This window comes from Aquiflexum balticum DSM 16537 (assembly GCF_900176595.1).
In the GTDB taxonomy this organism is placed as follows: Bacteria; Bacteroidota; Bacteroidia; order Cytophagales; family Cyclobacteriaceae; genus Aquiflexum; species Aquiflexum balticum.
Genome location: NZ_LT838813.1, coordinates 2,077,033 through 2,094,488 on the forward strand (window position 1 = coordinate 2,077,033; position 17,456 = coordinate 2,094,488).

19 protein-coding genes are annotated in these 17,456 nt (G+C 38.0%); 17 read left to right on the forward strand and 2 right to left on the reverse strand.

What is annotated here, in order from left to right; all coding sequences use genetic code 11:
- Positions 1-1,674: a L,D-transpeptidase family protein gene (locus B9A52_RS08915; RefSeq protein ID WP_084119975.1), complete on the forward strand. Its 1,674-nt coding sequence runs from the start codon at positions 1-3 to the stop codon at positions 1,672-1,674.
- Positions 1,675-1,682: 8 nt separating this feature from the next.
- On the opposite strand, the gene B9A52_RS08920 is transcribed toward B9A52_RS08915, so the two are convergent.
- Positions 1,683-2,297 (reverse strand): murein L,D-transpeptidase catalytic domain family protein, encoded by a 615-nt coding sequence (locus tag B9A52_RS08920; protein WP_317045537.1) that lies wholly within the window; start codon positions 2,295-2,297, stop codon positions 1,683-1,685.
- 391 nt (positions 2,298-2,688) lie between these two features.
- Here B9A52_RS08920 and B9A52_RS08925 point away from each other — a divergent pair, with 391 nt between their 5' ends.
- The 16 genes from B9A52_RS08925 (at position 2,689) to B9A52_RS09010 (ending at position 16,649) form a co-directional block, all read left to right on the forward strand.
- Positions 2,689-3,099: a 6-pyruvoyl trahydropterin synthase family protein gene (locus B9A52_RS08925; RefSeq protein WP_084119977.1), complete on the forward strand. Its 411-nt coding sequence runs from the start codon at positions 2,689-2,691 to the stop codon at positions 3,097-3,099.
- Entirely contained in the window at positions 3,059-3,754 is a 696-nt protein-coding gene (gene folE, locus B9A52_RS08930) for a GTP cyclohydrolase I FolE (protein ID WP_084119978.1), read from the forward strand. Before B9A52_RS08925 ends, folE begins: the two co-directional genes overlap by 41 nt.
- Before the next feature lie 202 nt (positions 3,755-3,956).
- A complete protein-coding gene (locus tag B9A52_RS08935; RefSeq protein ID WP_084119979.1) occupies positions 3,957-4,637 on the forward strand; it encodes an SDR family NAD(P)-dependent oxidoreductase in 681 nt (226 codons plus the stop codon).
- 80 nt (positions 4,638-4,717) lie between these two features.
- Complete coding sequence (locus B9A52_RS08940) at positions 4,718-4,981, forward strand: hypothetical protein (RefSeq protein WP_084119980.1); 264 nt, start codon at positions 4,718-4,720, stop codon at positions 4,979-4,981.
- 16 nt (positions 4,982-4,997) lie between these two features.
- Complete coding sequence (locus B9A52_RS08945; protein WP_084119981.1) at positions 4,998-5,441, forward strand: hypothetical protein; 444 nt, start codon at positions 4,998-5,000, stop codon at positions 5,439-5,441.
- On the forward strand, positions 5,438-6,070 hold the full coding sequence (locus B9A52_RS08950; protein ID WP_084119982.1) for a flavin reductase family protein: 633 nt from the start codon (positions 5,438-5,440) through the stop codon (positions 6,068-6,070). The genes B9A52_RS08945 and B9A52_RS08950 overlap by 4 nt, the downstream gene beginning before the upstream one ends.
- Positions 6,071-6,200: 130 nt before the next feature.
- A complete protein-coding gene (locus B9A52_RS08955) occupies positions 6,201-7,208 on the forward strand; it encodes a ligase-associated DNA damage response exonuclease (protein ID WP_084119983.1) in 1,008 nt (335 codons plus the stop codon).
- Positions 7,209-7,525: 317 nt separating this feature from the next.
- Entirely contained in the window at positions 7,526-8,515 is a 990-nt protein-coding gene (locus tag B9A52_RS08960; RefSeq protein WP_084119984.1) for a phosphotriesterase family protein, read from the forward strand.
- 214 nt (positions 8,516-8,729) lie between these two features.
- Entirely contained in the window at positions 8,730-8,969 is a 240-nt protein-coding gene (locus B9A52_RS08965; protein ID WP_084119985.1) for a hypothetical protein, read from the forward strand.
- A 15-nt stretch (positions 8,970-8,984) separates the two neighbouring features.
- Entirely contained in the window at positions 8,985-9,770 is a 786-nt protein-coding gene (locus tag B9A52_RS08970) for a hypothetical protein (RefSeq protein ID WP_084119986.1), read from the forward strand.
- A gap of 649 nt (positions 9,771-10,419) precedes the next feature.
- On the forward strand, positions 10,420-11,949 hold the full coding sequence (guaA, locus tag B9A52_RS08980) for a glutamine-hydrolyzing GMP synthase (protein ID WP_084119988.1): 1,530 nt from the start codon (positions 10,420-10,422) through the stop codon (positions 11,947-11,949).
- Between the two features lie 454 nt (positions 11,950-12,403).
- Positions 12,404-13,645: a dihydroorotase gene (locus tag B9A52_RS08990; RefSeq protein WP_084119990.1), complete on the forward strand. Its 1,242-nt coding sequence runs from the start codon at positions 12,404-12,406 to the stop codon at positions 13,643-13,645.
- On the forward strand, positions 13,646-14,158 hold the full coding sequence (locus B9A52_RS08995) for a DUF4199 domain-containing protein (protein ID WP_084119991.1): 513 nt from the start codon (positions 13,646-13,648) through the stop codon (positions 14,156-14,158).
- A 5-nt stretch (positions 14,159-14,163) separates the two neighbouring features.
- A complete protein-coding gene (locus B9A52_RS09000; protein ID WP_084119992.1) occupies positions 14,164-14,709 on the forward strand; it encodes a DUF4199 domain-containing protein in 546 nt (181 codons plus the stop codon).
- Between the two features lie 6 nt (positions 14,710-14,715).
- A complete protein-coding gene (locus B9A52_RS09005) occupies positions 14,716-15,678 on the forward strand; it encodes a glycosyltransferase family 2 protein (protein ID WP_084119993.1) in 963 nt (320 codons plus the stop codon).
- Positions 15,678-16,649: a glycosyltransferase gene (locus B9A52_RS09010; protein WP_084119994.1), complete on the forward strand. Its 972-nt coding sequence runs from the start codon at positions 15,678-15,680 to the stop codon at positions 16,647-16,649. The genes B9A52_RS09005 and B9A52_RS09010 overlap by 1 nt, the downstream gene beginning before the upstream one ends.
- 2 nt (positions 16,650-16,651) lie before the next feature.
- Here B9A52_RS09010 and B9A52_RS09015 read toward each other — a convergent pair whose 3' ends face one another.
- Positions 16,652-17,416: a class I SAM-dependent methyltransferase gene (locus B9A52_RS09015; protein WP_084119995.1), complete on the reverse strand. Its 765-nt coding sequence runs from the start codon at positions 17,414-17,416 to the stop codon at positions 16,652-16,654.
- Positions 17,417-17,456: the final 40 nt, after the last annotated feature.

A 17,456-nucleotide genomic window follows, 5' to 3' on the forward strand; every position in this document is an offset into this window, starting at 1 on the left:
ATGAAAAGATACGTATTGCAAGTTCTGATGATTTTGTTCTATGGACCTGTTTTTGGTCAACAGTTCAATTCAGAAAATGACATCCCAAATTTTATCAGAAACTATCTCGAAAGCCAAAGTCCGGATGAAAGATCTCAAATCGCAGGTGAAGATTTATTCAGCTCTGTAGTAATCAATCAGTTTTATAGTGAGAGACATTTTACTCCTGCTTGGTTGAAGGATAAAAAACTGTTGGAAATTGCCTATGAGATGCGGTACGAAATTGAGCAGTCAAAATTTGATGGACTGAATCCCAATGACTACCATTTGGCATTGATCAATTCATATTTTGAAAGGATAGAGGCTGGCCAAAAAACGGGTGAAGTGTTGAATAATACTGATCTAGCGGCTGTGGATGTGCTGTTGACAGATGCTTTTGTGATGTTATCTTCTCATTTGAGCAAAGGTAAAGTTGATCCCGAAAGTCTGAAGACCACTTGGAATATCCAAAGAAATACCCCTGAACTGAGGATTGATCTCAGGTTGGAATCAGCATTGGCCAATGGTAGCATCCGGAAAAGTTTTGAAGAACTTTATCCTTCATTTACCATTTACAAAAAAATGCGGGACGGTTTAAGGCAATTGTTTGATGATCAGGACAGATTTACCAAGGGGACATTGGCAACTTGGAAACCCTTGAAGACTGATAAATCTATCAAACCGGGAGAGTCAAACAATGTTATTCCGGAAATCCGGGAAAGACTTTATTTCTGGAATTTTTTGCAACCTTATGAGCCCATTGAGGAAAAGATCTATGACAGCATTATGGAGTCTGGTATAAAAATCCTTCAAAAACGTCATGGATTGGAACCTGATGGGGTGATCGGCCAAGGTACAATTCGAGCTTCCAATATGACTCCGGAACAACTCATCAAAACAGCTTCAGTGAATTTGGAGCGGCTGAGGTGGCTTCCTGACAGCATCAAAGACATGGAACTGATCTTGGTGAATACTGCCAATTTCCAATTGGACTTTATTCAAAAAAGAGATACAGTTCTTACTTCAAGAGTTATTGTTGGTAAAAGTTATCATTCTACCCCACAGTTCAATGCCCCGATGGCATACATAGTCTTTAGCCCTACTTGGACTGTTCCCTCCTCAATTACGAGAAATGAGATAATTCCGGCAGTAAAAAAAGACAATCAATACCTTGCCAAGAAAAATATGAAGCTGCTGACTTCATCAGGAACAATTGTGGATCCAAATACCATTGATTGGTCTAAGGTAAATCCACGCAATTTTCCTTATATCGTCAGGCAAGAACCAGGTGAGCAGAATTCACTGGGTTTGGTAAAATTTATGTTTCCCAATAAATACAGTGTTTATATTCATGACACACCATCCCGCAGCCTTTTTGCCAGAGAAGACAGGGCCCTGAGCCATGGTTGTATCAGAATCCAAAAACCTTTTGAACTTGCAAAATTACTGTTGTCATTTGATGCTAACTGGACAGATGAAAAAATCCGAAATGCAATGAATCAGACTAAAGAACAGACTGTAATGCTGGATAGAAAGATTCCTGTGGTAATCCTGTACCTGACTTCTTGGACAGACGGAAAAGGTAATTCTTATTTCAGAGAGGATATTTATGATCGGGATCCAGAGATATTCAGTTCCCTCCAAAAAATAAAGTAATTAAATTTTCATGCGTTTAAAATTTGGGATTGATTCAGATAATTGTCGTCCTTACCATAAATAAAAAGTAAAGACCTTTCTTTGATCAAATCAATAATATCTCCTGCTATTTCGTTTGGAAGAGCGGGACAGCCCAAGCTTCTGCCTAATCTACCGGTTTGTCTGATAAAATCCTCCCGCGCATAATCTGCCCCGTGGATAACTATTGCTCTGTCTCTTGCATTGTCGTTAAATCCTTTTTCGAGGCCATCCAATCGCAAAGAATAACCATGTTTACCTTGGTAGGTTTCTGCAGTGAGGTAAAAACCCAAACTACTCATGTAGGAAGAATTGGTATTTGAAAAGTTTTTTGCCAGTAAGTCACCGGAATTTCTTCCATGTGAAACATGACCATGATGTATTATACGTCCATCTTCCATATCAATAATCCACATTCTTTTTTCGGAAGAAGGTATTGAAAAATCGATGATGGTCAACGGCTTTCCCTCGGGTAATTTCCCTTGGTCTTTTAATTTTAAATAACCTTTGATACCAAGAGATAAAACATCTCTTTCAGGAAAGGGAAATGCTGAATTGGAATTATTGGAACTGATAAGTTCTACAAAATGGCTTTCTGAGGACATTTCCAATAAAATAGTTGAAGGCGAACTATTTACGAGGAAATAATTGGAAAACGAACTGCCGAGAAGAAGGAGTATTATTAGGGTGATTTTTTGCATTACTGTTTGGTAATGATATGATTACAAAAAAAGTTCCAATTTCTATAAGTTGCAAATTAAATTAATTTAAAAAAAGGAAATGATTTGAAGTCTATTTAAAATGCTTTTTGGCAATATATGATGTAATGGAACTGTTTTTGTTTATTTGGGTGTTTAATTTTTTGAATTCATTCAAATTAAAATTTAAATGTTTTTTCACATCATTAGTATATTGGTTTCCAATTCCTTATAATTTTTGTTTAAAGAAATTTAATAAATATTAAACAAAAAAGAAGTAATCCCTGTTTGTAAAACAATGAAAGTAGCAGTATATAGAAAAGAGCACTTCAATGCAGCTCATAGATTATATAACCCAAATTGGTCAGACGAAAAAAATCAGATGATATTCGGGAAATGCAATAATCCCCATTACCATGGACATAACTACGAATTGATTGTCAAATTGGTGGGTGAAATTGATCCTGATACAGGGTATGTGTATGATATGAAAATCCTGAGTGATTTGATTAAAGAGAACGTGCTTAACAGATTTGATCATAAAAACCTTAATTTAGATACTGATGAATTTAGAACTATCAATCCAACAGCGGAAAATATTGCTGTGGTTATTTGGAATATTTTAAGAAAAAAAATCGATTCAAAACACGAGTTAATAATTCGACTATATGAAACAGAAAGAAATTTTGTTGAATACAATGGGAATTAATGGTTCCCGTCCTACGGATGAAATAGGAGACGAACATATTGGAACCTCACTTGAAACTCCCCTAAGAGAGGATGCATTTGAAATGGATGATGAGCTCAAAATTGAGTTGATTGAAAAGCATTTCAAGGAAATTATGCATATTCTGGGATTGGATCTTTCTGATGATAGTCTGAAAGGAACTCCCCATCGAGTAGCCAAAATGTACATAAAAGAGATTTTTAGCGGGCTGAATCCAAAAAATAAGCCCGTTGCTAAATTGTTTGAGAATAAATATAAATACAATGAAATGTTGGTAGAAAAAGACATTACTTTTTTTTCCAACTGTGAACACCACTTCGTTCCGATTTATGGCAAAGCACATGTTGCTTACATTTCAAATGGCAGTGTTATTGGGCTTTCTAAAATCAACAGGATAGTACAATACTATGCCAAAAGACCTCAGGTTCAGGAAAGATTGACAATGCAGATTGGGAATGAATTGAAAGAGGCATTGGGAACAGATGATGTGGCTGTTGTAATTGATGCACACCATATGTGTGTTTCAACCAGAGGTGTGCAGGATGTCAATAGCTCTACAGTCACCTCATTTTACAGTGGCAAATTTGATAGAGATGACAATACCAAATCAGAATTCATGAAATATATCAGTTTATAAAATACCGTTAAAACTAAACCAATTTGAAGACCGGGGAGCAAACTCCGGTCTTTATATTTTATAGGATTTGGTATATATTTTTTGGGTTTTTATTTTTTTAATTCCATCGTTCAAAAAGCGCTATGATTTTTCAAATTCAAAGAATTTATGGATAGAATAAACATTTTTAATCCTATTTGATTATTAAGATAAATACCAAAAGATGAAAAGTAAAAACATTGTAATCATTGGAGGAAACTCTGGAATTGGGAAGGTCATTTTGGAAAAACTCACTGAAATGGGGGCTAAGGTGTATAATTATTCCAGAAGCGGAGAAGGTGATCATAAATTGGACGTCGCTGAGGATTTTGATGGTATTCCAAATTTACCCGAGGTGATTGATGGATTGGTGTATTGTCCTGGTACTATCAATTTAAAACCATTTCACCGTTTTACAATTGAAGATTTTCAAAAAGATTACAATGTAAATGTGCTAGGTGCGGTTAGAGTTTTGCAGGCCTGTATGAAAGGTTTGAAAAAATCAGATTCTGCCGCTGTGGTGCTTTTCAGTACAGTAGCAGTAGGTATTGGATTGGGCTTCCACTCTTCCATTTCCAGTGCCAAAGGTGCTGTAGAGGGATTGGCAAAATCATTGGCGGCAGAATGGGCACCCAATAAAATCAGGGTCAATGTAGTAGCCCCTTCACTAACTGATACCCCATTAGCAAGTCAGCTGTTGGGTACCGAGGATAAAAAAGAAGCTTCCAATAAAAGACATCCATTGGGAAGATATGGTCAACCTGAGGATATTGCTTCGGCTGCTGTTTACCTCTTGTCAGATAACGCAAGTTGGATGACAGGTCAGGTTATGCACCTTGATGGGGGATTGTCCTCCTTAAGGTAAGAGCACATTTTTTTAAACAATTTGTTGAATTTAGTGTAGTAAAATATGGGTATTATCCCGAAGATTAAAGTACAAAGATTATGAGGACTCCACCGGAATCATTTTTGATTTTCAGGGAAGAACTGGAAAAGGCCAGGCTTGAAAAGGAAAGGCTGAAAAAGGAATATGAAATTAAATTGGCCGATATGAACAGGGAATTGGCAAGATTGAAAGAACAAATCCAATCCCAACAGGAACTAATAAAGACAACCTTGGATTATGCTATACGTCTAGAAGAAAATCTGGGTAGCTTCAAAGCTGAGGTCACCAATGGCCACCACTTAAAAAACCGTTCATTTCACTAAATAATTGATCAGCATCATGAATATTACAGCCAATGCAATAGAAATCAATAATTTCGAACTGCTGTTTGAGGTTAGAGATGCTAGGGTTTATGCCAATCATAAAGCGGGTATGATAATTTGTGAACTCATGACAGATTATATTCCAATAGATGATTTTAAAGAGGTTTTTAAAGAAATCAGTCGAATTGTCGAAAACGGGAAATTTGAAAAATTCATTTTTGACAAAAGGTCATTAAGAGCATTTCACCAACCTACCATGGAATGGTACTTTTTGAATTGGAAAAACAAGATGTTGGAATTCGGTCTTTCCAAACACAGGAAAATACTTCCTGAGGAAAAATGGTTTGAAAAAATGGTGATGATTGCCAAAGATCAGATTATTAAAAACAACCCTGACAATATCATTCACCTTTTGGATATCAAATACTGCGAATCTATAGAAGAAGCTATATTGGTATGATGCAGCATTTTGATAAAGCCTCGATTTTAGAGGCTGAATCTTTTTTTAGAAGAGACTTCATCAATGGCCTCTCAGGTTATAAAAGTCTCAACCTCATTGGTACAAAAAGTAAATCAGGCGTATCCAACCTTTCTCCATTTTCACAGGTTTTTCACATAGGGGCCACACCCCCTTTGGTGGGAGTTCTTTTCAGGCCAAATACTGTTCCCAGGCATACACTGGAAAACATCCTTGAAACTGGATTTTTCACACTCAATCATGTCACATCGGATTTTTATAAAGATGCGCATCAGACTGCAGCAAGATATGAAGGGTCTGAATTTGATGCTACAGGATTGAAAGAATTTTATCTTGAAGGGTTTTATGCTCCTTTTGTTTCATTAAGTCCATTGCAGGTGGGTTGCCAATTGGTAGAAACCCAGACCCTTCAAGTAAATGGTACAGTAATGGTCATTGGGTCTATTGAACATATCAGAATAGATGAAAAAGGACTTCGGGAAGATGGATCTTTGGATTTAAATGCTTTGGGTACAGTTACGGTCTCAGGTTTGGACGAATACCATATTGGTAAGAGATTGTCCAAATTAAGCTATCCCAAGCCGGGAAAGGATTTAGAAGAGATTCTTTAGACGGCAGATTCAATTAATTTTTTGGTAAATGCTGCGGCTAACCCATCTTCGGTCGTTGGTCTTCTATTTCCTTGCCTCTGGCATGATTGCTTAATGGCAAAAAAATTTTAACCATGTTCAAAAATTTAATATGAACCTTTTAGAACTGACCCCTTCTGGTTTATACTGCCCCCAAGCAGATATTTTTATCGATCCATGGAGGCCGGTTGAAAAGGCCATCATTACCCACGCACATGCTGACCATTCCCGGTATGGGATGAAGCATTACCTCGCCCATCACCATTCCGCTGAAGTGATGAAACTCCGACTTGGCCAGGATATTTCCTTGGAAACTTTAGACTACAATGAGCCAATTCTTATTAATGGTGTAAAAATCTCGCTTCACCCTGCAGGCCATATTCCAGGATCTTCCCAGATCAGATTAGAGCTCAAAGGAAAAACAGTTGTAGTCAGCGGGGATTATAAGGTGGAAGATGATGGACTTTCCGCACCATTTGAAGCAGTGAAATGCCAGGAGTTTGTGTCAGAATGTACCTTTGGCTTGCCCATCTATAAATGGCAGGCCCAGAAGGAGATTTTCGATAGCCTGAACAATTGGTGGAGATCTAATGCTGAAAAGGGCCTCAATTCTGTTGTTTTCGCTTATTCTTTAGGTAAAGCTCAACGCATCATCAATCATCTTGATTATTCCATTGGGGAGGTTTTTGCCCATGGTGCCATATGGAATACCAACCAAGCTTTGATGGCCAGTGGGGTAAAAGTCATTGATATACCCAAGGTAACACAGGAAGTGCCCAAAAGCAGGTTTAAAGGCGCTTTGATCATTGCCCCACCATCTGCAATGGGAAGTCCTTGGATGAAGAAGTTTTCACCTTACCGTACAGGAATCTGCTCAGGTTGGATGAATATCCGTGGAGCAAGACGCCGCCGTGCTGCCGATGCCGGATTTGTACTCTCTGACCATGCAGATTGGGAGGGGCTGATTTCTGCCATCAAGGCAACCGATGCAGAGAAAGTTTACCTCACCCATGGAAGCACCGCAGTTTTTGGAAGGTATTTGGAAGAAGTAGAAAAAATCCAGGCAGTGGAATTGGAGACACTTTTTGAAGGAGAGAATGGGAGTGAAACGGGGGATTGATATCCCTTAAAAAATGGTCTTTTCAAGATTCTTTTATAAATGTAGATATATCAAGTTTTGATAAAGATTTTTATTCCGTCCCTTTAGGGACAAGAAATTGGTAACATTATAATCCGGAAATGAACCTCCCGTGCCTTTAGGTACGGAATATATTTTGTACCTAAAGGCACAAAAATCAATCATTAATGGTTTTTTCTACCCATATATTGTCCCTAAAGGGACTTGGAGAAATAGATATGCCTTACTTTTGATAATTTAAATTAACAAAACAGGAAAAATTATCCTTAATTTTATTATCCACCTCCAAAGAGTTAGATATGAAAAGGAACATAATCCCCTTCTTGGTAATTTTTATCATTTTTTCATGTATTGACCAAAAGTCCACCTATATCCAAACTGTCTCCGGAAAAATCAGTGCAGATCAAATGGGCTTGACCTTGATTCATGAACATATTTTGGTAGACTTTATAGGCGCAGATTCCACAGGCTATCACCGTTGGGATAAGGATTCTGTTATTCAGAGGGTACTCCCATTTTTGGAGGAATTAAAAGTCAGGGGAGTCAAAACCATAGTCGAATGTACCCCTTCTTATTTGGGGAAAGATCCTGTTTTATTGAATAAACTTACAGAATTGACCGGAATCCGTTTTTTGACCAATACGGGTTACTACGGAGCGGTGGGAACTAAATATTTGCCGGAACATGCTTTAGATGAATCTGCAGTACAATTGGCCAATCGTTGGATAAAGGAATTCAGAGAGGGAATAGAAACCACTGGGATCAAGCCCGGATTTATAAAAATTTCCGTCAATGAAGGAGCTATACTTTCTGACATGGACAAAAAGCTCGTTCAGGCCGCAGCCATCACACATTTGGAGACAGGACTTCTCATTGTTTCCCATACAGGAACTTGGAAAACCGCAAAAGCTGAAATTGATGTTTTAAAGGAGTCAGGAGTAGATGTCTCGAATTTTGTTTGGGTGCATGCACAGACAGAAAAAGATTTTAACAACTATAAGAAAGCTGCTGAATCAGGTGTTTGGATCAGTTTGGATGGAATTGCCTGGGATGTGCCTGGGCATCTTGATAGGATTGTCTTTTGTAAGGAAAATCAAATCTTGGACAGGGTGCTTCTTTCCCACGATGCAGGTTGGTACAGCCCCGGGGAGCCAGGTGGAGGAAATATTGTAGGTTATACAGATTTATTTGATGAGTTGATTCCCTTAATGAAAGAAAAAGGATTTACTCAAAAGGAATTGGACCTGATGCTCATAGAAAATCCGGCCAAGGCCTTTTCGATCGAGTAACCACATCATTCTGCCATCGATCCAATCCCTCCCATTTGGAAAGAGTATCTATGTGGTGGGGTGAGTAATAAATAACTTGTTCAAAGGAATGGTGGTTTGATGGCTTTTATGATCCTATAATGGGGAATGTAGACTTAAATATGTGGTAAAGAAAGAGAGGGGTTTAGGGAAAAAGACCGTTGGGAACTTACAACGGAAATATTTAGATTTGGGAATGTTAAAAGAAACATCACATAAAGTCCTTTCTGCTCTCTTCAACCAATCATATAAAGGAAGAACTCTTGAATACCTTTTCAATCAAGTAATCAATATCCGTTGGATCCTTCATCAGATGGGGATGAATGAATCAACTGTCCGGGCGCTGCGCAAACAGTTCAATGACAGTGGATCCATCAGCGTGGAAAAAATGAGGGAGGTGCTGCAGCTGGCTGGGTATAAGAAAGTCAAGAATTAGAGGGGGGGGTAATCAATGGAAAAATTTTTAAAAAGTTACTCTAAAGTTGTTCCGTTAATTATTTTTGCACTCTATGCAATAGCATATACATTTTTTAAATTTTACTATAGAGAATTTGGAATTTCAATTGAACAATATATTTCATTGTCGGATTTTATCTTTTTCTCAATTTCCATATTACTTGATTTATTGAAAATACTTTTTATTCTTGATATCATAATATATTTACTTTACAAAGAGGTAACAATAAATTTTGTTTTAAAACCAATTATCAAAAAAAAATTATTAAGGTCTAAACCAGACAAAGTTTACCTAAGATTTATTAGAATGACCCATAGCAAAGAGATTTTTTTAATATTTCATTCAATAACTACACTTATAATCATCTTTTTAGTATTGTTAAGTATGGAAAAAATGCCTGAGGGCTCTGATTTAAGATTTTTAGCTCTTCCAATTGTAGCTATAAAATTTTTTTGGATTATCAACCCTGAAATCAAATCTGTAAATGAAAATCATTTAATTTTTCCATCATTCTTATTTATTGTTTTTATGTTTTTTTCACTTTCACGCATTGCATTATATGAAGCTAAATTTGTTAAAGAGGGAAAAAGTACCAGAAACATTACTATTCAAACAAATGAAAAAAGAGAAATAGGCACATATCACAGAGACTTTTCTTTCATTGGAGAAACATCAAACTATATATTTTTCTACAACAACTCCACAGGAGAATCATTGGCGTTTAATAAAGGTGACATTTCATTAATCAAAACGAGATCTTTATATCATAAGAGCAAGTAACATTCACAATGCTTCAAACAATCTGGCAATTTTGGGATAGGATTGTTGCAGTGAAAAAATAATCAATCAAATTAATTTTTCAGGTGCGCCGGACGAAAGGACGGTTTTTGGGTACCAAAAATACCCGGATACGAATAACGCACATGAAAATATACTGCTTCGGACAGAAGTGGACCGCCTAATTAATAAGTAGTTATCTGTCGTGATCAAATAGCCTACCATCTGACACTCTCTTCCGCTCGGGTCTCGGCGTTCACTTTCAGATTTGGATTGGACACTTTCTCAAACGAACTGCAAACGAAAATTATGCCCTTCGCATTTTCTTTAATCAAGTTCTACGGACTGAATGTTTGGAAGTTTTTTGAGTGCTCTTACTTTGTTTCTTATCTTCATGCTTCCAACTCAGTTTCCTAGCCACTTTATAGTTCACAAATAATAATTCTTGTAAATCCCCAATCTATCCTGTTCAAATTATATTCTTCCAATTTTAAAATCCACCGCGCATTCGCTCCTTTGGTGTAGCGGACAATTTCTACCAATCTGGCTGACAGAAGAGTCCTTCCATTCCCTTTCTCCCACCTGCAAAATAATCTTCTGAAAATTTTCCGATAACTTTTTTTCAATCTCATTGCCCTGTGTACCTTTGCGCATGGCAGAACAAATCCTCATTCTTGACTTCGGTTCCCAATATACACAACTCATCGCCCGAAGGGTTAGGGAACTCAACGTATATTGCGAAATCCATCCATTCAATAAAATCCCCGAAATTACCTCAGATATCAAAGGGATTATCTTATCCGGTAGCCCCTGTTCTGTTAGGGATGAAGGTTCCCCTGATCTGGATCTCGATGTGCTACGGGGAAAATTACCGATTTTGGGTGTGTGTTATGGTTCGCAGCTTTTAGCCCATAAATATGGGGGAGAAGTTCTGCCCTCTGAAATCAGAGAATATGGCCGCGCCAATCTCGATCATATTGATTTGCATTTCGATCTTTTGAAGGAAATGACCCATGGTTCTCAGGTATGGATGTCCCACGGAGATACGATCAAAGAACTTCCCGAGGGTTTTGATGTGATTGCCAGCACTTCCTCGGTCAGGGTAGCGGCATTTAAAATTCAGGGTGAAGAAACATATGGTATCCAATTCCATCCCGAAGTAACGCATTCCACTGAAGGTAAGAATTTGCTTAGAAATTTTGTGGTTCAAATCTGTGATTGTTCTCAGGATTGGACATCAGATGTATTTATCGATGCTACCATAGCTGATCTAAAAGCAAAAATAGGTAATGATAAAGTGGTGATGGGTCTTTCCGGAGGTGTAGATTCATCGGTGGCTGCTACTTTGATCCATAGGGCTATCGGTGAAAATCTTACCTGTGTTTTTGTTGATAATGGGCTTTTGAGGAAAAATGAATACGAAGAGGTTTTGGAATCTTATAAAACCCTTGGTTTGAATGTTATTGGAGTAGATTCCAAGCAACGCTTTTATGACGCCTTGGCAGGAATATCTGATCCGGAATTAAAGAGGAAAGCTATTGGGAAAGCTTTTATTGAAGTGTTTGATGATGAAGCGCATAAAATTGAAGGGGTAAAATGGCTTGGTCAGGGCACAATTTATCCTGATGTCATTGAATCGGTTTCTGTCAAAGGACCATCAGCCACGATCAAGTCCCATCACAATGTGGGCGGATTGCCGGATTTTATGAAACTCTCTGTGGTTGAACCCTTGAACACCTTGTTCAAAGACGAAGTAAGGGAAGTCGGGAGAGCCTTGGACATTCCGGAAGCCATTATCGGGAGACATCCATTTCCCGGACCAGGTTTGGCAATAAGGATTTTAGGAGACATTACCGCTGAGAAAGTAAAGACGCTACAGGAAGTTGACTGGATTTTTATCAAGGGGCTAAAAGACCATGGATTATATGATCAGGTATGGCAAGCAGGGGCAATTTTGCTACCGATCCAATCGGTAGGAGTCATGGGTGATGAAAGAACGTATGAAAAAGTAGTAGCACTCAGAGCAGTGGGTTCTGTAGATGGGATGACCGCAGATTGGATTCATTTGCCGTATGAATTTCTTGGCAAAATGTCGAATGAAATCATCAATAGAGTCAAAGGTGTCAACAGGGTAGTTTATGATATTTCTTCCAAACCACCAGCTACAATTGAGTGGGAATAAAAGTAGATACTGAATCTGTTTTTTAGGATTGAGGGCTTTAAGTTTGTACATGCCGGTTTAAAAATACAATTCGTTGAATTACAATAAATTGGTTATTTATTCAGGTTCTTGGTAAATTGAGCCAGAGACGGTCTGGTATTATTCCCGTTTAAAAAAAACATTGTTGAAACTTCAAAAAACCAACAATTTTATTTGTAAAAGTCAGCCGGGGTTTTGACCTTACAGCGTTGAAAATTAAAATTTTTAAACACCGATTTATAAGCCCTTTATAAGATGGGATTCTGATTTCAGAATTCCATTTTTTATTTGAATATGAAATCATTCGGTAAATGGGGAAAGAAAGAGATCTGGAATGGATTCCTGCAGTATTCCTTTTGCCCGGGTAAGTAAGGTCATCCTTTTTTCCTTTCATTTTTTGGAATATTGTTGCAGTTTTGCACAAACCTTTTCAAATATGGCTTTACTGCTTCGAGCGCTCAGGTTAATTGACTCTCAAAGGATAAATTCTCCCAAGAATTATATTTATACAGGTAATGAAATCCTGGAAGAAAATGGAGATTCCGCATATTCCATCGAAGAAACCATTGACTGTTCTGATTTTTTTGCTTCTAAAGGATGGATTGATCTGAGATGTATGACGGGAGAACCCGGGCAGGAGTATAAAGAATCCGTTGAAAGCCTTGGTGAAGTACTGGCGGTAAGCGGTTTTTCCAAAGCAGTAATACTTCCCAATACCCATCCTGCTATTCAAACCAAAAATGAGGTTCAGTTTTTAAAAACCAAGTCTGCCCATTGGTTTTCAGATTTGGTTATTCAAGCTGCTGCCACAAAAGACAATCATGGGGAAGATTTTACAGATATTCTTGATTTGCATCAGGAAGGTGTATTTGTATTTGGAGATGGCATCAGACCGATTTCCAATCCGGACAGGCTGATGAAAATATTACAGTATCTTCAGAAATTCAATGGAATTCTTTTTGACCAAACCTATGAACCGCTGCTTGCCCTTTTTGGGCAGATGCATGAAGGGCTTACTTCTACGAAGATAGGTATGAAAGGAATTCCCAACGTAGCTGAAGATATCGCTATCCATAAAAACCTTGAAATTTTACGATATTCGGGTGGTCGTCTTCATTTTCAGACTATCAGTACCAAAGGTGCAGTAGAAGAAATAAGACAAGCCAAAAAAGAAGGATTAAAGGTAACTGCAGATGTGTCTTTATATCAGTTGATATTCTCGGATGAAGACCTGACCGGCTTTGATACCAATTTTAAGGTTTTACCGCCTTTTAGGGGTAAAGAAGACAGGGAGGCATTGATTGAGGGGTTGAAGGATGGAACTATTGATGCCATCGTCTCTAATCATCAGCCTCAGGATGCTGATGCCAAACAAATGGAATTTGATTTGGCTTCTTTTGGGATGATCGGTTTACAGACTTTTCTACCTGCTTTGTTGAAGCTGTCAGGCGAAATATCTTGGCCTCTGCTGATAAGCAAAATTACCGAAGGACCTGCGGGGGTTTTGAATCAGTCTTCAGACACTTTGGAAACGATGACCATTTTTTCAACCGAAGAAGACTGGGTTTTTGATAAATATTCCAATAAATCCCTGTCTACAAATTCTCCTTGGTTCAAAAGCCAATTGAAAGGAAAAGTAAAATATGTGATCAACAAAAATAAGTTTGTCAAAATCTAAATGAACAGGTACTTAGATTCAACCTACCGTTTTGGCCTGATTGGAGGAGTATTCTGCGTCATTGCTTTTTTGTTGTTCCAATGGCTGGGGTATGACCCTTCTAATCTTAGCATGTTGTTTGGCGTTGTTCTGATTCCCATATTTTTGTTTTTAGGGATCAGATTTTTCAAGAAGGATGTCAATCAAGGAGAGTTGGGTTTTTCCCAAGGGATGCTAATCGGATTTTTGATTTACACTATGATCGGGGTAATTTCGGGATTGGGTATCTGGTTTATTCTTTTGATTAGCCCGGAATTGTTTGCTGAGCTGAAATCTCTGAAGATTGAAGTTTTGGACAGTAATAAAGAGATGATCATTTCCCAACTCAATGAAGAGTCCTTCGATACCACCTACAAACAGATTTTGGGAATGACCGAATGGGATATTGCACTCAATGATTTTATTTGGAAAATTCTTCCAGGACTGTTTTTTACAATCATATTTTCAATAATTTTAAGGAAAACTAAATTTTAAACAATATGGAAAATCAGGAAACACCATTTAAAGCAGGATTAAATGCCGGGGTTATTCTAGGTATCGTGTCTGTAGTACTCACATTTGTTGTTTATTTCATCAGCCCAATAACTCTTGCCTCAGGTACGTTTGGAATTGGTATGCTGGTTGTATTTATCGGGATATTGATTTATCTGGGGATACAGTACAGAAAATCAATTGGGGGATTTATGGAATTCGGACCAGCTTTTAATTTCTCATTCATTGCCATGGTTGTAGCGGGTATTATTTCTCAAATTGGCACTGCCTTGTTGTATAATGTTGTTGACCCGTCACTTCCAGGAGTTCTTGTTGAACAGACGCTTGAAAACACAATGGAAATGATGGAAAAATTTGGAGCAGCTGACAGTATGTCAACTCAACAGATTGATGAAATGAGAGAGGGTTTATCTGCAAATTATACCTTGATGGGTCAAATAAAGGCTTTTGGTATTGCTCTGATTATTTATGCTGTTCTTTCATTGATTTTAGGTGCCATAATAAAGAAGAGAGATAAGTCTTTGGACTATTAAGTTAAAATGATTCAAATTTCTGTCATTATTCCAGTATTTAACGAGGAAGAATCCCTTCCTGAATTACACAATTGGATCTGCCGTATCATGGAAGGACATGGCTTTTCTTATGAAATTATTTTTATAAATGATGGCAGTAATGACAATTCCTGGAAAGAAATCCAAAAACTGGCAAGTCTGAACAACAATGTAAAGGCAGTCAGCTTTACCAGAAATTATGGCAAATCGGCCGCCTTGGATATGGGATTCAGCAAAGCTCAGGGGCAGGTAGTGATTACCATGGATGCTGATCTGCAGGATAGTCCGGACGAAATACCGGAATTATATGAAATGATTACTGGGGATGGATACGAGGTGGTTTCGGGCTGGAAAAAGAAAAGACATGATCCCATCACGAAGACCATTCCCTCCAGATTTTTCAACTGGATCACCAGAATCATATCAGGGATCAGGTTACATGATTTCAATTGTGGGCTCAAGGCTTATCAAAAGAGGGTTGTAAAAAATATTCATATTTACGGGGAGATGCACCGTTATATCCCTTTGATAGCCAAGTGGAACGGTTTCACCAAAATCGGGGAGAAGGTGGTAGCGCATCGGCCCAGAAAATATGGAGAGACTAAATTTGGAATTGAAAGATTTCTGAACGGTTTTCTTGACCTGATTTCTGTTTCGTTTGTCAATCGCTACAAAAAAAGACCGATGCATTTTTTCGGGACATTGGGTTCGGTTTCCTTTTTGGCCGGTTTCTTTATCACTTCATGGCTGATTTTCCAGAAAATCTATGGTCTCTATCAAGGAAAGGCAGTGCGGGAAATCACAGCCCAGCCTTTGTTTTTCCTTGCATTGGTCGCATTGATAGTTGGTGTTCAATTGTTTTTAACCGGGTTTTTGGCAGAGATGATGACTTCCACCAGCAGTAGAAAATCCGATTATAATATTGAAGAGGAATTGAACTTTCGCAATTGATGTTTTTCTCGGTCATTATACCGGTTTATAACCGGCGCATTGAAATCAAGGAATTGCTTGAAAGTCTCTTAAGGCAGGATTATGCGGACTTTGAAGTAATCATTGTGGAAGATGGTTCTGATTTTACCTGTAAGGATATATATGATTTCTTCAAAGATAAAATCCAGATCAGTTATCATTTCATCGAAAATATAGGTCAGGGATTCGCCAGGAATTTTGGGATGAAAAAAGCTGCAGGGGATTATTTTGTCATGTTCGACTCGGACTGTATTATTCCGCCCCATTATTTTACGGTTCTGGCAAAAGCGCTCAAAGAGAGAAAGCTTGATGCCCATGGGGGACCTGATGCAGCAGAGGAAAGCTTTTCTGCCTTCCAAAAAGCCATCAATTATAGCATGACCTCTTTTTTGACAACAGGGGGTATCAGAGGTAAAATGAAAGATCCTGCTAAATATGAAGCTAGAGGGTACAATATGGGGCTTTCCAAAAGAGCTTTTGAAGCTTCAGAAGGATTTGTGGATCCAAATAGCGGGGAGGATATTGAATTGAGTATTAGATTAAAAAAACTTGGGTTCAATCTTGAATTGGTGGAAGAAGCTTTTGTTTACCACAAGAGGAAAAACACACTCTTGAGTTTTTTCAAGCAGAGCTTTTCTTTTGGCAGCAATCGAATCAATGTGAGCAGATTTCATCCTGAGGCTGTGAAATTGGTTCATATTTTACCAGCCATTTTTCTTTTGGGTTGGCTGCATGGATTGGTATTTTTGCTTTTGGCATCTTCGGTTTTCTTGATATTCCTTATAGGGTATTCAGCCTGGTTGATTTTGGTTTTTATCGATTCCGGTTTCAGAAACAGCTCAATTTGGGTAGGACTTATTTCAATGATCACCTCTTTTGGTCAATTGAGTTTTTACGGGGCCGGTTTGATTTTCGGGTTTATGAACAAACTGGCAACAGAGGGGTTAGAATGATTTTATTTCCCTTTTCCACAATAAAAAATCACTTCATTCTCAGGGAGTGCATGCTTGGCTATCAGACTATTAGGGAGGTTTTTAACAAAAAGGTTTTCATTTACCTTCAGTCCTGAACGGCTGAGTCTTTTGGCATAATCTTTCCCGTATTTTCTTACATGGTCTCTTTGACCGAATAATTTTTCTCTTTCTACAGGGTCTGTCACGGTTTTGTCTTCAAAGGTTTGTTCCAGATCGTAAACCGGAGATTGGATGATTCCCCATCCATCTTTTTTCAGGACCCTATTGATTTCACTGCAAGCCAAAATATCATCCTCTACATGTTCCAGGACATGGTTGCAAAATACCACGTCAAAGGTATTTTCCTCAAAAGGAATCTGATGCACATCCATTTTCACTTTGGCCAAAGGTGATTCCAGGTCAGCAGTGATGTATTCCAGGTTGGGTAAGGCTTCCATGCGGTCAATGAAACATAATTCCGGTGCGATATGCAGCACCTTGAGTTTGGAAGTAAAGAAGTTTGTTTCTTTATCAAGGAAAAGCCACATCAACCTATGCCGTTCCAGCGCAAGGCAATTGGGACAAAGGGCATTTTCCCTTGCTTTTCTTCCATAAGGCAGGAATTTTCTGAAAGAGTGATCACATACATTGCAGTTGACTGAATTTCCTTTGTAAAAAATGGCGACAATTCTGAGAAAAAAGTGCGAAACCAATTGTAAATATTTTCTTGGGATATATCGGATGATTAAGCTGATTAAAGACTTCATGTAATAGGTTTTGAAAATCAAACAAGTAAATGTTTACTCT